General features: G+C 41.0%; 18 protein-coding genes and 2 riboswitches. Of the genes, 13 read left to right on the top strand and 5 right to left on the bottom strand.

Going from position 1 to position 16,551, the window contains the following annotated elements:
* Nucleotides 1-37: 37 nt before the first annotated feature.
* The 8 genes from BUB56_RS20305 (at nt 38) to BUB56_RS13315 (ending at nt 6,853) form a co-directional block, all read left to right on the top strand.
* Nucleotides 38-343 (top strand): HesB-like selenoprotein, encoded by a 306-nt coding sequence (locus BUB56_RS20305; protein ID WP_334292838.1) that lies wholly within the window; start codon nt 38-40, stop codon nt 341-343.
* A gap of 29 nt (nt 344-372) precedes the next feature.
* On the top strand, nt 373-882 hold the full coding sequence (locus BUB56_RS13345; RefSeq protein WP_110941810.1) for a 4Fe-4S ferredoxin: 510 nt from the start codon (nt 373-375) through the stop codon (nt 880-882).
* Between the two features lie 33 nt (nt 883-915).
* Nucleotides 916-1,146 carry a glutaredoxin family protein gene (locus BUB56_RS13340; protein ID WP_110941809.1) on the top strand — a complete coding sequence of 77 codons (231 nt, stop codon included), beginning with the start codon at nt 916-918 and terminating at the stop codon, nt 1,144-1,146.
* 139 nt (nt 1,147-1,285) lie between these two features.
* On the top strand, nt 1,286-2,668 hold the full coding sequence (locus BUB56_RS13335) for an aspartate aminotransferase family protein (RefSeq protein WP_110941808.1): 1,383 nt from the start codon (nt 1,286-1,288) through the stop codon (nt 2,666-2,668).
* A gap of 11 nt (nt 2,669-2,679) precedes the next feature.
* The gene (locus tag BUB56_RS13330; RefSeq protein WP_330392646.1) at nt 2,680-3,765 is read left to right on the top strand and encodes a hypothetical protein; all 1,086 of its coding nucleotides are present in this window, start codon (nt 2,680-2,682) and stop codon (nt 3,763-3,765) included.
* Nucleotides 3,766-3,821: 56 nt separating this feature from the next.
* On the top strand, nt 3,822-4,814 hold the full coding sequence (locus BUB56_RS13325) for an acyl-CoA dehydratase activase-related protein (protein WP_110941807.1): 993 nt from the start codon (nt 3,822-3,824) through the stop codon (nt 4,812-4,814).
* Nucleotides 4,786-5,895: a CoA protein activase gene (locus BUB56_RS13320; RefSeq protein ID WP_110941806.1), complete on the top strand. Its 1,110-nt coding sequence runs from the start codon at nt 4,786-4,788 to the stop codon at nt 5,893-5,895. Before BUB56_RS13325 ends, BUB56_RS13320 begins: the two co-directional genes overlap by 29 nt.
* Nucleotides 5,870-6,853 carry an acyl-CoA dehydratase activase gene (locus BUB56_RS13315; RefSeq protein ID WP_110941805.1) on the top strand — a complete coding sequence of 328 codons (984 nt, stop codon included), beginning with the start codon at nt 5,870-5,872 and terminating at the stop codon, nt 6,851-6,853. The genes BUB56_RS13320 and BUB56_RS13315 overlap by 26 nt, the downstream gene beginning before the upstream one ends.
* Before the next feature lie 125 nt (nt 6,854-6,978).
* Here BUB56_RS13315 and BUB56_RS13310 read toward each other — a convergent pair whose 3' ends face one another.
* The 3 genes from BUB56_RS13310 to pyrB all read right to left on the bottom strand — a co-directional run bounded on the left by BUB56_RS13310 (nt 6,979) and on the right by pyrB (nt 9,753).
* Nucleotides 6,979-7,608: a GNAT family N-acetyltransferase gene (locus BUB56_RS13310; RefSeq protein WP_110941804.1), complete on the bottom strand. Its 630-nt coding sequence runs from the start codon at nt 7,606-7,608 to the stop codon at nt 6,979-6,981.
* Between the two features lie 72 nt (nt 7,609-7,680).
* Nucleotides 7,681-7,819, bottom strand: a riboswitch (cyclic di-AMP (ydaO/yuaA leader).
* A gap of 175 nt (nt 7,820-7,994) precedes the next feature.
* Nucleotides 7,995-8,131: riboswitch (cyclic di-AMP (ydaO/yuaA leader) on the bottom strand.
* Nucleotides 8,132-8,394: 263 nt separating this feature from the next.
* Entirely contained in the window at nt 8,395-8,823 is a 429-nt protein-coding gene (locus BUB56_RS13305; protein WP_110941803.1) for an aspartate carbamoyltransferase regulatory subunit, read from the bottom strand.
* Nucleotides 8,824-9,753, bottom strand: a complete 930-nt coding sequence (pyrB, locus tag BUB56_RS13300) for an aspartate carbamoyltransferase (protein WP_110941802.1) — start codon at nt 9,751-9,753, stop codon at nt 8,824-8,826.
* Between the two features lie 411 nt (nt 9,754-10,164).
* Here pyrB and pyrF point away from each other — a divergent pair, with 411 nt between their 5' ends.
* From pyrF to BUB56_RS13285, 3 genes are read left to right on the top strand one after another with little or no spacing between them, the layout of a single operon-like run.
* The gene (gene pyrF / locus BUB56_RS13295) at nt 10,165-11,109 is read left to right on the top strand and encodes an orotidine-5'-phosphate decarboxylase (protein WP_110941801.1); all 945 of its coding nucleotides are present in this window, start codon (nt 10,165-10,167) and stop codon (nt 11,107-11,109) included.
* Nucleotides 11,110-11,121: 12 nt separating this feature from the next.
* Nucleotides 11,122-11,898, top strand: coding sequence for a dihydroorotate dehydrogenase electron transfer subunit (locus tag BUB56_RS13290; RefSeq protein WP_110941800.1), 777 nt, complete (start codon nt 11,122-11,124; stop codon nt 11,896-11,898).
* Complete coding sequence (locus BUB56_RS13285; protein WP_110941799.1) at nt 11,891-12,805, top strand: dihydroorotate dehydrogenase; 915 nt, start codon at nt 11,891-11,893, stop codon at nt 12,803-12,805. Before BUB56_RS13290 ends, BUB56_RS13285 begins: the two co-directional genes overlap by 8 nt.
* A gap of 407 nt (nt 12,806-13,212) precedes the next feature.
* Here the strand turns inward: BUB56_RS13285 and BUB56_RS13280 are convergent, their stop codons facing one another.
* Together BUB56_RS13280 and BUB56_RS13275 are read right to left on the bottom strand one after the other, a co-directional pair.
* Nucleotides 13,213-13,593 carry a DUF4363 family protein gene (locus tag BUB56_RS13280; protein WP_110941798.1) on the bottom strand — a complete coding sequence of 127 codons (381 nt, stop codon included), beginning with the start codon at nt 13,591-13,593 and terminating at the stop codon, nt 13,213-13,215.
* A gap of 12 nt (nt 13,594-13,605) precedes the next feature.
* Complete coding sequence (locus BUB56_RS13275) at nt 13,606-14,283, bottom strand: DUF421 domain-containing protein (RefSeq protein WP_110941797.1); 678 nt, start codon at nt 14,281-14,283, stop codon at nt 13,606-13,608.
* A gap of 188 nt (nt 14,284-14,471) precedes the next feature.
* On the opposite strand from BUB56_RS13275, the gene BUB56_RS13270 reads away from it, so the two are divergent.
* Together BUB56_RS13270 and chrA are read left to right on the top strand one after the other, a co-directional pair.
* Complete coding sequence (locus BUB56_RS13270; RefSeq protein WP_110941796.1) at nt 14,472-14,918, top strand: MarR family winged helix-turn-helix transcriptional regulator; 447 nt, start codon at nt 14,472-14,474, stop codon at nt 14,916-14,918.
* Nucleotides 14,915-16,009 carry a chromate efflux transporter gene (gene chrA, locus BUB56_RS13265; protein WP_110941795.1) on the top strand — a complete coding sequence of 365 codons (1,095 nt, stop codon included), beginning with the start codon at nt 14,915-14,917 and terminating at the stop codon, nt 16,007-16,009. Before BUB56_RS13270 ends, chrA begins: the two co-directional genes overlap by 4 nt.
* The last annotated feature ends 542 nt before the right edge of the window (nt 16,010-16,551 follow it).

Here is a 16,551-nt window from a genome sequence, read left to right as displayed (position 1 = left end):
TACCCCCTGGGGAGGGGATATAGAAAGGAGAATAATCATGGGTATTCACGTTGCGGAAAAGGCTGGGGAAATGATCAGACAACAACTGCAAAATAAAAAAGAAGAGAACATTTATACAAGGATTTTTGTAAAGGGCTTTGGATGAGGAGGTCCCGTATTTGGGATTGCCTTGGAAGAGGTAAAGGACGAAAATCAAGACTATCTGGAAGAAGTAAACGGGATTAATTTCATAGTAGACAGAGATTTATTAAAGCAATTTCAGGGTTTTACCATTGAGTATTCAGATGGGTGGTTTAACAAGGGTTTTCGTATTATACCCGGCATCGGAGGGTCCTCTTGTTGACGATTATAGATATTAGGAAGGAGTAAAAAATGGCAAAGATCAAATCACATCAAGGTTGGTCCTGGGTTCTTTTAGTAGCATTTTTAGTACTTTCAATCCTAGATATTCGTTTCGGACTTTTAGGCTTCATCTGCATGGGCACGCCAATTTATCATGCCATAAGGGGTAGAGGTAAGATCCACTGTTCAAAGTACTGCCCTAGAGGTTCTCTGTTAGGGAAGTTTTTACAGCGGTTGAGCTTTGAAAATGAGATGCCTTCATTTATGAAGGGAAAAAAGACAAAGAATCTGCTGCTGGGGTTGATGCTTTTGATGTTTAGTATATCTATATACCATGCAGGCTTTGATGTTCAGGCAATAAGCTTTGCTATATTCAGGCTAATGACCGTTTCCCTGGTTTTGGGAGTCTTCATGGGGATTATCTATAAGCCTAGAAGCTGGTGTATTGTATGCCCTATGGGTCATGCTACAGGACTGATACGGGATTTTCAGAAGGCAAATACTCAAGGAAAGCAAACCAATCAGGACCATGCTGCATAAAATAGAATAATTCATATTAGGGAGGAATGAAATATGGATAAAAATGTTGTTATATATTCCAGCGATTCCTGCATTTACTGCAGAGAAGCAAAAAACTATTTTAGATCCATTGGAGTAGAGTTTGAAGAACGAAATGTTTCAAAGGATGTATCTGCCAGAAAGGAACTGATGGCAAAAGGATTCATGGGGGTTCCGGTGATCATGGTAGATCAAGAGATTATTCAAGGGTTTGACAAAAGAAAACTGGACGAATTATTAAGATAATAAAAAACTACTGTGGGAAAACCACAGTAGTTTTTTATTGTCTTAATCTATAAACCAAGCAATTTACTGTGGGTGGTTTAAAAATATTTGAAAAGGACAACACTGATAGAAGCAAATAAATGGGAAGGAGGGGTAAAGGATGCCCCTTTACACTGAAAAATTAAATGAAGCGATTAGTTCTCTAGAAGAAGCGTTGGAGGTTGATTCAGAAGAAATAAGAAGAAATTATAAAAATTATATGAATCCTTATTTTGCAATGATGCTGGGATTGATAGGCTTTGACAAGTCCTTTGTTAAGGCAGAGGGCATGCGGGTCTGGGATGATGAAGGAAAAGAATATTTAGACTTTCTCGGAGGGTATGGAGCACTAAATCTTGGCCATAATCCTAAGGAAGTACTGGAAGCAGTAACGAAAGCAATGGATAGACCCAATATTCTGCAGGCAGCATTAAATCCGCTGGCATCTGTTTTGGCCAAAAACCTTGCAGTCATTACACCAGGGGATCTGCAAATGACTTTTTTCTCCAACAGCGGTGCTGAGGCCGTAGAAGGAGCGATTAAAATGGCCAGGGCGGCCACAGGAAAGGATCACATTCTTTATTGTACTGGGAGCTTTCATGGTAAAACCGTAGGCGCTTTATCGATTACGGGAAGGGAAAAATATAAAACACCCTTTGGCTCTCTGATGGGAGATGTAGAAAGTGTTCCCTTTGGGGATTCCGGGGCATTGGAAAAAACATTGAGAAATGCCCCTGCTGCAGCCTTTATTCTGGAGCCCATCCAAGGTGAGGGAGGCATTATTCTGCCGCCAGAGGGTTATATAAGGGAAGTAAGGGCTCTGTGCAGTCAGCATGATGCTCTATTCATCATGGACGAAGTACAAACCGGGTTTGGGAGAACAGGAAGAATGTTTGCCTGTGAGTATGAAGCAGTTATTCCGGACATATTGTGTCTGGCTAAGTCCTTAGGAGGAGGCGTAATGCCGATAGGTGCCACTGTAGCTAAGGAAGAAGTGTGGAGAAGGGCTTATGGATCCATGGATAAATGTCTGCTGCACACCTCAACCTTTGGAGGGAATACGTTAGCTGCAGCTGCAGGAATTGCCGCTCTTGAAAAGCTTACCCGTGAGAATCTAGCAGAACAGGCTGAGGAAAAAGGTCAGTACTTTTTAAAAAGACTAAGAAAACTTCAGCAGCAATATCCCATCATCCGTGAGGTACGAGGCAGAGGACTCATGATCGGTATAGAGTTTTTACCCGGGAAAAGACTGTTAAAAAAGATATCAGAGGAATATATAGGTGCATTGGTAGCAGGCGAACTATTAAACCACTATGGCATGATTACTGCCTACACCCTGAATAATCCAAATGTAATCCGGCTGGAGCCTCCACTGATTATCCGGTATGAGGAAATGGATAGAATGGTAGACGCACTGGAGGAGATCTGCAAAAAGCATAGAAACTTCTTTTCTCTTGCCATGAGCAGTTCTAAAACGATCATTCAGTCTATGGTCAGTCGATAGGAGGATTGTATATGAATATAGGAAAATTTGCATTTTGCATACATCCCATAGATATAAGAGATATCGAAAAAAAATATGCACTGCTGAAGTATGCACCCCAAAAGGCAATCTACCAGCTGACAAAGAGGCTGCCTGCCATGGAGGTATCTAGAATCACCGGAATTGTCAGTGACTATGGCGAAGCATATGGTTGGTTTGTAGGGGTTCCGTTGATTACCGATCAAATGATGCACCTGCCTGAAGACTTTGTACTTAGAAAAATCATACAGGCAGGAAAAAAGGCAGAGGCATTAGGGGCTAAAGTATTAGGTTTAGGTGCTTTTACATCGATTGTGGGGGATGGGGGAATTACCATCCGCAAACATTTAAATATAGCAGTAACCACAGGAAACAGCTATACCGTTGCGGCGGCTATAGAAGCAGTTAAAGAGGCTGCACTGCAAATGGAAAAGGATTTAAGGCTTTGTGACGCAGTGGTGGTGGGTGCTTCAGGCTCCATCGGACGGATATGTGCACTGCTGCTGGCACCGGAGGTCAATCGTATTACTTTGACAGCTCCGAATATTGAATCGCTGGAAGCTGTAGGAAAAGAAATTCAGCAGAGAGGAAAAGGTACCGTTGAAGTAGAGACAGATCTGCAAAAAGCATTGGCGAAAGCAGATATTGTCATCACTGTTTCTAGTGCTGTAGATGCCATCATTCAGCCGGAATATTTAAAAGGAGGGGCCATTGTTTGTGATGTGGCAAGACCCAGAGATGTATCTAAAGAAGTTGAAAAAAAACGGAAGGATGTTTTGGTCATAGAAGGCGGTGTAATTGAAGTGCCGGGAGATGTGGATTTTGGCTTTAATTTTGGATTTCCCCCTGGCTTAAGCTATGCCTGCATGGCAGAAACCATGATTCTGGCTTTAGAAAATAAATACGAAGATTTTTCCATCGGCAAAAAGCTTTCTATAGAGAAAGTAGAGGAAATAGCGCAGTTAGCTAAAAAGCACGGCTTTAAACTGGCAGGACTGCGCAGCTTTGAAAAGGTTGTTCAAAAAGAATATATAGAAAGTATAAAGGAAAATATAAAAAAAGTAGCTTATATAAAATAAAGGAAAGATGTTTCTTGGTTTATCAGAAAAGAAAGATCAGTGCCGGGAGGGATAGCGTGGATATAAAGATTGGCATACCCAGGGGATTGTTATACTATTATTATTTCCCATTATGGAACAAATTTTTTGAAACCCTTGGGGCAGAGGTTGTTGTTTCACAACCTACCAATAAAAAGATTATTGAAAATGGCGTAAAAAATACGGTGGATGAGGCCTGTTTGCCTGTCAAGGTCTATCATGGCCATGTGATGGATTTAAAGGACAGGGTAGATTTCTTATTTGTCCCCAAACTAATGAGTATATATAAAAATGAATATATTTGTCCAAAGTTCTGTGGACTTCCGGAGATGGTAAGCAGTTCTGTAAAAGATTTGCCTCCCCTAATTGACACCGTCATTAATTTTAGAAAATCAAGAAAGAAGCTATTTAAAGCAGTCTATGAAATTGGCAGTCATGTTACGAAAAATGTATCAGAAATAGAGCATGCCTATAGCGAAGGGATAACGAACTATCATAACTATAGAGCTTTGATGAAGCAGGGCATACTGCCCATAGATATGAATAAAGATCACTTTCAAAAAAGAAAGGTTATTTCAGTAAATCAACAAAAAGTGGTGTTATTGGGACACCCTTATAATTTATATGATCCTCTTCTCAGCATGAATATTGTTGAGAAGCTTCGGGCAAAGGATGTGATGGTGATTACGCCGGAAATGATGGATACGGCAACCATCAATCGATATGCAAATCAGATGGATAAAAAAATGTTTTGGAGTTTTGGAAGAAAGATCATGGGTACAGCCTTCTATGCAATGGAGGATCCTACGATTTCTGGAATGATCTATCTATCCTCCTTTGGCTGCGGCCTGGATTCGGTAATCGCTGATATAGCAGAACGAAGGGTGAGACGATCATCTAAGAAACCATTTACAGTATTAACCTTAGATGAACATACCGGTGAAGCAGGGATTGACACGAGGATAGAAGCATTCGTAGATATGATTCGATGGAGGGAAAAAAATGAAAATAACTTTTCCTCACATGGGTAGTACCCATATTGGTATTAAGTGCCTGTTTGATGAGTTGGGGGTGGAAACGGTTATCCCGCCGAAGATTAGTAAGAAGACGCTGGAAATCGGGACGAAATATGCTCCAGAGCTAATCTGCCTGCCCTTAAAAATTACTTTAGGCAATTATATCGAGAGCATTGAGAGAGGAGCAGACACCATCGTAGTTACAGGGAGCTGCGGACCTTGCAGGTATGGGTATTATTCAGAGGTACAAAAAGAGATTCTAAAGGATTTGGGCCATGATGTAGAGATGGTTGTATTAGAAGCGCCCCATGGAAATATTCCAGAATTTTTAAAAAGGGTGCATAAAATATCCAATACAAAAAACCCCCTAAAGATTGCTAAAAGCCTTAAAAATGCGGCAAAGGTTTTGAAAAGATTAAATGAGATTGAAGCACAGATGCTGCAGCTTAGGCCTCATGAGATGAACAAAGGTGATTTTGATCAGGTTTACAAGCAGCTTATTAAGAATTTGGAAAATAGCTGTGGGGCAAAGGAAATGCTTATTAATATTGAAGGGGCTTTCAAGCATATTATTGGAATCCCGCTAAAACGAAAAGAAGATGCGCTGAAGGTAGGAATAGTAGGCGAAATATATACCGTGATTGAAGATGCCGCCAATGTAGACATTGGTAAAAAATTAAATGATATGGGTGTGGAGGTGTATAAGTCCCATAGTGCATCAGAATGGCTGACAGAAAACATATTCTACCGCAGTATAGGATTGACAAGTGAGCAAAAAATAGAAGAAGCCTCAGATCCCTATATGAAAACCCTTATTGGGGGACATGCGAAAGAAACGATAGGTCACACGGTGCTCTATTCGGAAAGAGGCTTTGATGGCGTGATTCAAGTACTTCCTTTTACTTGTATGCCAGAGATCGTATCTATGAGTATATTGCCGAGGGTACAGCAGGATCATAATATACCGGTCTTATCATTGATCATTGATGAGTTAACCGGTGAAGCGGGATATTTGACAAGAGTGGAAGCTTATATCGATTTACTGCGGAACAGGAGGGAAAGCAAAAAAGATGAAAAAATGTTATCTAGGCATTGATGTTGGCTCAGTGAGTACAAATATCGCTGTCATGGATCATGAGAAAAATATATTAGATACATTATATATCAGGACCCAAGGAAAACCGGTGCAGGCGATTAAGAATGGCTTGCAGGAAATGAAGAACCGGGTTGGAAATAATGTAGAGATAATGGGTGTAGGGACTACCGGCAGTGGCAGACAGCTGGCAGGTATCATGGTAGGCGCTGATGCAGTAAAAAATGAAATCACAGCCCATGGCGTAGCTGCACTCAATTATGTTCCGGATGTCCGTACGATCATTGAGATCGGCGGCCAGGATTCAAAAATTATTCTTTTGAGAGATGGAATCATTTATGATTTTGCCATGAATACCGTATGTGCTGCGGGGACAGGCTCCTTTTTAGACCGTCAGGCAGAGCGGTTAGGCATCCCTATAGAAGAATTTGGAACCATGGCATTGCAGTCTAAGGCACCTGTGAGAATCGCAGGACGATGTGCCGTATTTGCAGAATCGGATATGATCCATAAGCAGCAGCTTGGCCATAATCAAGAGGATATTATCAATGGACTCTGTGAAGCCATGGCAAGAAACTACCTGAATAATCTTGGAAAAGGAAAGGAAATAACAGCTCCTGTAATTTTTCAAGGGGGTGTGGCTGCGAATATCGGTATTCGAAAAGCATTTGAAAGGTTATTGGGCTGTGAGATATGTGTGCCCCAATATGCAAATGTAATGGGGGCCGTAGGTGCATGCCTATTAGCGAAAGAAGAGGTAGCCAGGAAAGGCAAAACTGATTTCTTAGGTTTTGAGATTGCCCAAAGTGAATATCAAGTCAAAAGTTTTGAGTGCGAACATTGTCCCAATCTGTGTGAGGTCGTACAGTTCCACCGTGACAGCAGTCTGGTGGCCCGCTGGGGAGATAAGTGCGGCCGTTGGAATAACCTAAAGGATTATCGGGATGAGAAATTAGCATAAAAAACATAAAAGAATGGGTTTCTTTTGCAGAAACCCATTCTTTTATGTAGTAGAAAGGGGAGAATAAAAGGCAATTTGCCTTTTATTAGCCGTACTCCTTTATCTAATCTTTTGTGCAGTCAAGCTTATTTTACAGGCTTATGATAAATCAAATCCGTATAGTTTACATTATTATATTCTTCATAGCGCATTCCTGCCAGAGTATATTTCTGCTTCTCTCTAAAGGCCAGTGAAGCAAAGTTTGGGGTAGGACTGATGATGGTTTCTGCGAAAATATCATTGATGCCCTTTATTTTTAAATCTTTTATTAACTGTTTATATAGGATGCTGCCAATACCTTTGCCTGTCATGTGAGATAGGATGGCAGTCTTATCGACTACAATGAAATTATCGGTACAGCCCATATCAAACTTTGGATTCCAGTAAATATCCTCAATCCAGGTAGGGTTATATTTTAGCCACTGCTCTTTTGTATAGGCCATAAGAAAACCTAAAATTCCTTGATTTTCCGCGATGTAGAAATGATCCAGCTCTAAAACTCTTTCTAAGAAAAACTTCTGGTAGTATTTTGGCTTAGATGCGTAATCATCCATTAAAAATCCCGCGTAAGATTCCTTGGATTTTGAACCAACAGAACAGGCTACCGTGTAAATGTTTTGAACATCCTTGGCAGTTGCCCGTCTCACGCTAATGGTTTCAACACTTTGAATCATTGGACTTCGTTGTATGTTTTGCGTCACATTCATTAATTCCATAAACAATCATCCTCCTTTATTTTGATAGTTGACAGCATAAGGAAAATGAGCATATGGATGGCCATTACTACATCTTCCTCTTTCCACGCTTACGAGGTTAGCTGACGGATTCGGATCGAAAGAAGATGACCCTACTCTTTTAAAAAAGAGATTCACCCCAAAAACCTGGTTCCCCCGCTTCTTAATGAAAAGAATTCAGCGCACATAAAAGCATAATAATATCATTATGATTTGAAACGCTCCTGTTGAAAATAGAAAATAGTGGATAAAATGGAAAACTTAGAAGTTGAAGGGAAAACAAAAACTATGGAGATTAACCATAGTTGAGAATCTGGATAATGAGAATAATAAATAGAGGTAATGCTTAACCCATTATCAGTTCATCAATCTCCTCTTTCCACGCTTACGAGGTTAGCTGACGGATTCGGATCGAAAGAAGATGACCCTACTCTTCGAAAAGAGATTCACCCCAAAAACCTGGTTCCCCCGTTCCTTTTTGCAAAGAACTCAGCGTTCCAAATTGAATGAATATTGAGTTGTTTGTAGAAGTGTTTACACAATTATAACACAGAAAATGGAAACTGTAAACATCTAAAATTTAGATACCCTAAATTGGCAAATTGTAAACAAGCATTTTTATTATTCTTTTGACGGAAAGCCACTAGTATAGTTTGTTATAGTATATGTAAAAGCATTGTGAAAAGAGAGAAAGCTTTTGCGGCATATGACCGAAATCAAAATATAAGGCAGCCCAGATATCGTGCTGGATATCTGGGCTGCTCCACACTATAGCTTGTAGGCAGTGAGTTCTTCGCAGTAGTCACACTTATACTCCAGGGTTTTCGGATATACCAGCTGGAAAGTTGGCTTTACATAATCATCAAAATTGGTGATGCAGCGCGGGTTATGACATTTAAACAATCCATTTACCTTTCGAGGTATTTCTACCTTTTTCTTATGAACAATCTTGTTATCTTCGATGATATTCATGGTAATATTGTGATCGATGAGCCCTAAAAAATCCAGGTCAATGTCAATGTTATTTTCGATCTTAATGATGTCTTTTCGTTTCATCTGCTTGCTGGGAACATTCATTAACAGAACTACAGGATACTGAACCTGATCCAGCATCAATTTATTAAAGATCTTAAGACCGTTGCCGGAAGTAATGTGGTCTAATACAATACCTTTTTTTATACTCGTTACCTCTAACATTTACGCCACCCCCAATAAGTTCATCATCAAGGCCATTCGTATATACACGCCCAGCTTAGCTTGTTCAAAGTAGACCGCCCTGGGGTCCGTATCGACATCGTAGGCAATTTCATTTACCCTAGGCAGGGGATGCATGATGATCATATCCTGTTTTGCCCTTTGAATCTTTGCCTTATCTAGGATATAACTATCCTTTAAACGTGCATAATCTGCTTCATTAAAAAATCTTTCTTTTTGAATGCGTGTCATATAGAGGATATCTATTTCACCCACTACTTCTTCGATGGTTTTAACCTCCATTAGGTCCACCTGAAAAGTATCTACCAGTGTTCGCTTCAATGGTTCAGGAAGCTTTAGCTCTTCGGGAGAGATTAGAATAAACTTTTTGATGCTGTACCGGGCAAGAGTGCGGATAAGAGAGTGGACTGTTCTGCCGAATTTTAAGTCTCCGCAGAAAGCGACCACCTGATTTTCAATAGAGCCTTTGTAGGTCTTGATGGTAAGCAAATCTGTGAGGGTTTGGGTAGGATGCTGATGACCGCCATCGCCGCCGTTGATAATAGGGATAGAAGCATACAAAGAAGCCAGCTTTGGGGCGCCCTCTTTTGGATGGCGCATTACAGCAATATCTGCATAGGCAGACATAACGCGGATAGTATCTGCTATGCTTTCACCTTTAGAAACAGAGCTGGTGCTGGCATCGCTGAAGCCGATGATACTGCCTCCAAGGCGGAGCATAGCGGTTTCAAAGCTAAACTTTGTCCTCGTGCTGGGCTCATAAAACAATGTGGCTAAGATTTTTCCTTTGCAGGCCTCTGCATACTTTTCTGGTGCTGCATAGATTTTTTCTCCCAAATCAATTAAGTGATTTAGCTCATCAAGGGAGAAGTCTTCAGGTTCGATAAGATGCCTTAACTTTTGGTTTGTCATAGAAATTCCTCCTTTTCAGTCTCACAGGACCAAGTTAAAGGTATAAAAGTATAAAAAATGCCTTTTTACCCGCAGGTAAAAAGGCATAGCATATCAGAATCCGTAAAAAGGACCCATCCAACCTTCTTAACCTCACGGGGTTAAATTAAAGGATTTTATTTGTTTAAGACTATCACATTAGAAAAAGGCTGTCAATGTTGAAAACAAAATTATTTTGATTGACATTGGGTGAAAAATTGTGATACCATGGTGAAAACGAATAGGAAGCCTTTAAATTGGTCCAGAGAGGCCGGTAAGGAACTGGGAAGTATAGATATCTATCTATAACTTATTTTGTTGTAGAATAAAGACCTTCTGCCTCTATGGGAAGGTCTTTTTATTTTGCATGAAACCTGGAGGAGGAAAGAGCATATGTTCATAGATCGTTTGGTAAGGCAGATAAAGGAGAAAAGAAGCAATGTGGTTGTGGGCTTGGATCCGAGGCTGGAAATGATACCAAGATTTATTCAGGAGAAATACTTTCAACAGTATGGAAAAACCTTGAGAGCTGTTGAAGAAATATTATGGGAGTTTGGTAAAGAGATTATAGATCAGGTCTGGGACATCGTGCCGGCTATTAAGCCGCAAATCGCTTTTTATGAGCAGTACGGTATCGAAGGTATGTCTGCCTATCGGCGAATCTGCCAATACGGGGCGCAAAAAGGACTGCTGATCATTGGAGATGTAAAACGGGGGGATATTGGAACTACTTCAAAGGCATATGCCATCGGACATCTCGGTAAGACGCAGGTTGAAGGGGAAGCATTTGAAGCCTTTTCAGTAGATGCAGTAACCGTGAATCCCTATTTGGGAGACGATTGTTTGAAAGAATTCATGGAGGATATAAAAGAGTGGGATAGAGGAATGTTTGTACTGGTAAAAACATCGAATCCCTCTTCTGGACAGCTGCAGGATCTAGAGGCTGGAAGTAAAAAAATCTATGAAGTAGTAGCGGAAATGGTATCTGCCTGGAGCAGTGAGACCTTAGGAAGCTGTGGGTACAGCTCGGTAGGTGCTGTTGTAGGTGCTACTTATCCGGAGCAAGGGGAGAGGCTGAGAGCACTGATGCCTAGAACCTACTTTTTGGTACCTGGATATGGAGCACAAGGGGCCAAAGCAGAAGATATCCTCCCCTGCTTTAATGAGGATGGGCTGGGGGCAATCGTAAATTCTTCTAGGGATATTATATTTGCCTACGCTAAGAAGGATCAACTTTGGAAAGAAGATCAATACGGAGAAGCCGCCCGAGCCGCGGCGCTGCGTATGCGGGAAGATATTAACAACCATTTGGTACAACAGGGAAAATGCTACTGGTAAGGAGGAGAATCCATGACAACCGGCATATTGAGTAAGATCATCAGCAATGATCTAATCAGCAGTGATATTTACAGAATCCGTCTGGAGAGAACACCGGATATGGGAAACATTGAGGCTGGGCAATTTTTCCATATTAAGTCTCAAGATTCTGGAGCTTTCTTTCTCCGAAGACCTATCAGCGTCTGCTTTACAACTGACAATGAAATACACCTGGTTGTTCGAAAAAGTGGAAAGGGAACCAAAGTTATCTGTGAAAAAAGGGCTGGAGATTCCCTAGACCTGCTGGGGCCTCTAGGAAATGGATTCAGACTTGCAGATCCTGATAAGAAGATACTGCTGATTGGGGGAGGCATTGGTACAGCACCGCTGTTGGAACTTGCCAGACAGCTTGAAAATCCTCACGTAAAGGTATTATTGGGCTATCGAAAAGATCCCTATTTAGTCGATGAATTTCAAAAATACAGTAAAGAAGTCTTGGTTGCAGTAGAAGAAGGGGAACGGGGCTACAGCGGATATGTTACGGATCTATTAAAACAAGAAATCGATCACGAGCAGCCAGACTGTATATATGCCTGCGGGCCAGAGGTGATGTTAAAAAAAGTACAGCAGCTGGGACTGCAGTATCAAATAGAAACTCAACTGGCATTGGAGGAACGGATGGCTTGTGGTGTAGGTGCATGCCTGGTATGCAGCTGTAAAGTGAAGGCTGAGGAAAATGGGTGGCACTTTGTCCGAACCTGCAAAGAGGGGCCGGTTTTTTCAGGAAGCGAGGTGATCTTTGATGAATAGAGTGGATATGAAGGTAGACTTGAAGGGTCTGGAAATGAAGAATCCTATAACAGTGGCTTCCGGTACCTTTGGTTTTGGCAGGGAATACGAGGCCTATGTAGATCTCAATGAAATTGGCGGCATCATGGTGAAAGGACTTACCTTAGAACCACGCGAGGGGAACCCGGTGCCAAGGGTTGCGGAAACGCCCATGGGCATGTTGAATAGTGTAGGGCTTCAAAATCCGGGAGTAAAGGCATTTATCGAACAGGAGCTGCCCTATCTATCACAGTTTGATACGAAGGTCATCGCAAATATCAATGGAAATACCATAGAGGAATATTGCCGTATGGCTGAAATTCTGTCAAACACCTCCATACATGCCATAGAATTAAACATATCCTGCCCCAATGTGAAAGAAGGGGGCGTAGCATTTGGGGTTAAACCAGAGATGGTATTTGAAGTAACCAGGAGAGTACGGGAATATAGTGATAAATACCTCATTGTCAAGCTTAGTCCAAATGTACGGGATATTAAGGAAATTGCATTGTCAGCAGAGGAAGCAGGGGCAGACTGCCTATCTATGATCAATACCCTCATGGGCATGGCCATCGATATCGAAACCCAAAGACCGGTATTAGCCAGGGGAATAGGCGGATTATCAGGACCTGCCGTAAAACCGGTAGCTGTACGAATGGTATATGAGGCAGCCCGTACGGTTAAGATTCCGATTATTGGTATGGGTGGAATTATGGAAGGGGCTGATGCTGTGGAATTTTTATTAGCCGGAGCATCTGCAGTATCCGTAGGGACTGCAAATTTTATCAATCCCCGGGCGTCCATGGATATTAAAGAAGGGATAGAGTCCTATCTTCAGAGGAAGGGTTATGCTTCGGTAAAGGATATTATTGGAGGGTTGAGATTCTAAGCTGCAGAATCGAAAAAATACAGGGGATGACGATTCGGTCATCCCTTGTATTTTGTTTTATTGTTAAATGTCTTTGCTATATAGGTAAACGCCTCTATAATGAAATATAACTGTCATAGGCGTCAACGTAATCCAATTATTTCCAAATAAACCTTAGAAGCATGTCATTCTGAGCGTTAGCGAAGAATCTTATAGAACATAAGCAAGATTACTTTTGATTATCAGAATATATCATCTAGCTTAAAGATCCTTCGACTCCGTTTTACTCCGCTCAGGATGACAAATTATGGGTTAAGTTGACGCCTATGATATAACTGTAGGGGACGACAAATGTGTCGTCCCTGAAAAAGCGGGCAGACACGCGGGTCTGCCCCTACAATGATACTTTTATTTCTAGTGGCGTAAATCTATAATACATTTGTTAAAGTTAAAGCTTCATTCTCCTTGACAATATGAAAAAGCTGCTTTAAAGCCTCAGTTTCGCCAAGAGACAGAGGTTTATTTTTTGTCTCAATATATTGTACGGTTCTAGCCATAGAGAGGTCTATGTTGTCGATTTCATGATGATGAAGAAAAATAGTCCATTTATTACGGGTGATCTGCCACTTGTTTCGAATTTCTTTAAAGTTGCTGGCAGCTGTTTCCCAATCTTCCTGATTCAAGGTTTTTGTCAACTGACTAAGGGCTTCTACAAATTCAGCTGTTTGATGCTCTACAGATTGATAGAGGAAAATCCAGCCTGTAATAATTAGCAGAACCGCCGCGGAGCTGATAATGAAAGCTCTCATAAACACACATCCTTACTTTTGTTGTTTCTTTTGGACATAAAAGTAATTGCTAGCATCTATATAGGAAAAAAGAACATCCTTTGGGTCACGGATTCCTTTAGCGGACAGTTGATCCAGCAGCCACTTTTCAGTGACCTTTGCCTTTTTAAGATTATCATAGTTGATATGGCCATCAATGATTAAAGATATAGGAAGACCTTCATAGCCAGCGTTTAACTGCAGGTCCTCCAAAGTCGGATTTCTCTTGTTTGCCTTTGGAATAATACTTAGATCTCCATTGGTTTCTAAAATGGCGAATTCCACATCGGCTATACTTGGGTAATCTTTAGCGCGAATCTGTTCAACCAAATCATTTAAACTAATACGAAGCCGCTGCAGTTCTTTTTGATTGATCTGGCCTTTGTTTATAAGGATACTAGGTCTGCCGCTGATAATACTGCGGGCTTTTTCACTTTTTAAGTTGATGATTGAGATCGACACCTGTGCAAATACTAAGGCAATAATAGCAATAACGCCGTTCATCAAAGGAATGCCTGTATCACCCATGGGCAGAGCTGCCAGTTCGGCAATCATCAACATAATTACTAATTCGAAGGGCTGCATTTCTGCCACTTCACCTTTACCCATGATGCGCATGCATATAAGTACTACGATATAGAGGATAAGGGTTCGAATTAAGGTAATGAGCATAATGGAATTCCTTTCTAAAATTTTCAGTCTGGATATTTTGATAATACTCTTTTATTTTAACCAGCACTGTGGAAAGTATGAGCCTTTTCCAAAAGACATAAATAATATTTCAAAAGTTATTGATAAGACTTTAAAAATATAATACGATTATCATATAATACGAATATCGTATTAAAGGAGGAGTATAAATGGATGAAATGAAATTGCTGCATCAATTGATCGATATTTTCAAATTCAAGGAAAACTATCAACATCAGACGAGTCAGCTGCAACCTCAGGATATGTATACTCTGGAGCGAATATACTTTCATGAATCGATGAGGGTCATGGATGTGGCAAAAAAGTATCACGTTGCACCCTCTACATTAACGGGAATCATCGACCGGCTTTGCAAAAAAGGATTTATTGAAAGAATCCGAATTGAGGAGGATAGAAGAGCAGTAGAAATCAAGATTACAGATAAGGGTAGGGGAATCGTCCAGCAACACATGGATGAAGACCAGGCATTTGTAAAAAACTTTTTTGATGCACTGCAGGAGGATAAGCGGAAGCAATTCAAGATATTGTTAACCGAATTAGTACAAAACATCAATCGGGATAAGCTGTTTGAATTAGATGAGGAGGATAACTCGTGAAAGAGATTATTTCATATTTTTTAAAAATTGGACTATTAGGGTTTGGAGGTCCTATGGCCCACATCGCCATGATGGATGAAGAATTGGTGGAAAAAAGAAAATGGACCTCAAAAGAGCAGTTCCTTGAGGGGCTGGCAGTATGCCAAATGCTTCCAGGACCGGCTTCTACACAGCTTGGGATTTATCTTGGCTATGTAAGAGGCGGAATATTAGGGGGTGTTTTGGCGGGATTATCCTTTATAGTGCCTGCATTTGTGATTATTACATTTTTGAGCTACATTTATTTTCAATATGGCGCACTGCCTCAAATCAGTGGTCTGCTTTACGGTGTGAACGCTGTAGTCATAGCAATTATACTCAGTTCCCTGCATAAAATGGGGAAGTCAGCTATTACAGATGGAAAAGCTGCAGCAATATATTTGATCAGTACCATTATGATCTATTTTCTGAAAGTAAATCTACTGATTGTTTTAGTGTTTGGAGGGGTAGCAGGAATCCTTGCCTATCATCAGTTTGCCCAGCCGAAAAAACAATATATGACATTGCTGCCCTTGATGTTGGTAGAACCAACGGTTACAAGACTTTTTGCGTTTTTCTTTAAGGTAGGAGCTTTTATCTATGGCGGTGGATTGGTGATTATTCCATTTATTGAGCAGGAGGTAGTGGATAAGCTGGGCTGGATGACAAAAACCGAATTCTTGGCGGGAATTTCATTAGGGCAGGTTACACCAGGACCTGTGGTGATTACTTCTGCTTTTATTGGCTACAAAGTACTAGGTGTGTTTGGTGCTTTCGTTGCTGCGGCGGGAATTTTTATTCCGTCCTTCCTGTTCATTCTTGCGGCCGCTCCACATTTATCGAAGGTTCGTAATATCCCTTGGGTAAAAGCCTTTTTGAAGGGAATTAATTCAGCGGTAATTGGTGCCATCTTAGCTGCGACCCTACAGTTAATTCCTTCGGCTATCACAGATGTTTGGACACTTGGGATCGCATTATCAGGATTTCTTGCAATATGGAAGTATAAGGTCAATTCCTTGTATGCAATTGCTGGTGCAGCAGTATTAGGAATAGGCTTGACATATATGGTCTAAAGGTAGAAAAATGAAAAAATACATCGGTAATAAATAGGATAGAGTATATATAGTGCATAAAGGGTAGGCATAAACCTACCCTTTAATTTTTTAGCATTATCTCCTTATATATAGAAGGGTTTTCGTAGAGCAGACCACTGCGTCTGCCCGTTGTGTTTAAGGACTTCATGCCTGCCTAATTTGCGGAACGACGCAGGGGTCGTTCTATTTCATTAGGAGACATCTGCTTATAGAGATTCGGATCATTTCTATTGGATATAGAAGGTCTTCGTAGGGACAGGTCTCCGTGCCTGTCCGCTGGGTTAATGACCGACGGTACGACAGGGTCGTCGTACCCTACAATACCCCTTTTCTAAAAATACAGTGACTCTTGTAGGGGCGTCACATTGTGCGCCCGGTGTTTTTGTGCTGAATAGAAATGTATGCTATTATTTTGTGCAATACCTTACATATAAAAAAGGGTTTCGTAGGGACAGGTCTCTGTGCCTGTCCGTTAAAAAGGTTTCTGTAGGGGCAGACCCATAGGCGTCAACTTAACCCAT

Origin of the sequence: Geosporobacter subterraneus DSM 17957 (assembly GCF_900142145.1) — a bacterium.
In the GTDB taxonomy this organism is placed as follows: Bacteria; Bacillota; Clostridia; order Peptostreptococcales; family Thermotaleaceae; genus Geosporobacter; species Geosporobacter subterraneus.
This window is presented reverse-complemented; position numbering and strand designations above follow the sequence as displayed.

Bases quoted from the DNA above. Each gene is read 5' to 3' on its own strand.
- BUB56_RS13310 (WP_110941804.1), bottom strand. From the start codon at position 7,608: ATGGAATTAATGAATGTGACGCAAAACATACAACGAAGTCCAATGATT.
- BUB56_RS13305 (WP_110941803.1), bottom strand. From the start codon at position 8,823: ATGTTAGAGGTAACGAGTATAAAAAAAGGTATTGTATTAGACCACATT.
- BUB56_RS13320 (WP_110941806.1), top strand. From the start codon at position 4,786: ATGAAAATAACTTTTCCTCACATGGGTAGTACCCATATTGGTATTAAG.
- BUB56_RS13345 (WP_110941810.1), top strand. From the start codon at position 373: ATGGCAAAGATCAAATCACATCAAGGTTGGTCCTGGGTTCTTTTAGTA.
- BUB56_RS13285 (WP_110941799.1), top strand. From the start codon at position 11,891: ATGAATAGAGTGGATATGAAGGTAGACTTGAAGGGTCTGGAAATGAAG.
- pyrB (WP_110941802.1), bottom strand. From the start codon at position 9,753: ATGACAAACCAAAAGTTAAGGCATCTTATCGAACCTGAAGACTTCTCC.
- BUB56_RS13315 (WP_110941805.1), top strand. From the start codon at position 5,870: ATGAAAAAATGTTATCTAGGCATTGATGTTGGCTCAGTGAGTACAAAT.
- BUB56_RS13330 (WP_330392646.1), top strand. From the start codon at position 2,680: ATGAATATAGGAAAATTTGCATTTTGCATACATCCCATAGATATAAGA.
- BUB56_RS13280 (WP_110941798.1), bottom strand. From the start codon at position 13,593: ATGAGAGCTTTCATTATCAGCTCCGCGGCGGTTCTGCTAATTATTACA.
- BUB56_RS13270 (WP_110941796.1), top strand. From the start codon at position 14,472: ATGGATGAAATGAAATTGCTGCATCAATTGATCGATATTTTCAAATTC.
- BUB56_RS13275 (WP_110941797.1), bottom strand. From the start codon at position 14,283: ATGCTCATTACCTTAATTCGAACCCTTATCCTCTATATCGTAGTACTT.
- BUB56_RS13290 (WP_110941800.1), top strand. From the start codon at position 11,122: ATGACAACCGGCATATTGAGTAAGATCATCAGCAATGATCTAATCAGC.
- BUB56_RS13335 (WP_110941808.1), top strand. From the start codon at position 1,286: ATGCCCCTTTACACTGAAAAATTAAATGAAGCGATTAGTTCTCTAGAA.
- BUB56_RS13340 (WP_110941809.1), top strand. From the start codon at position 916: ATGGATAAAAATGTTGTTATATATTCCAGCGATTCCTGCATTTACTGC.
- pyrF (WP_110941801.1), top strand. From the start codon at position 10,165: ATGTTCATAGATCGTTTGGTAAGGCAGATAAAGGAGAAAAGAAGCAAT.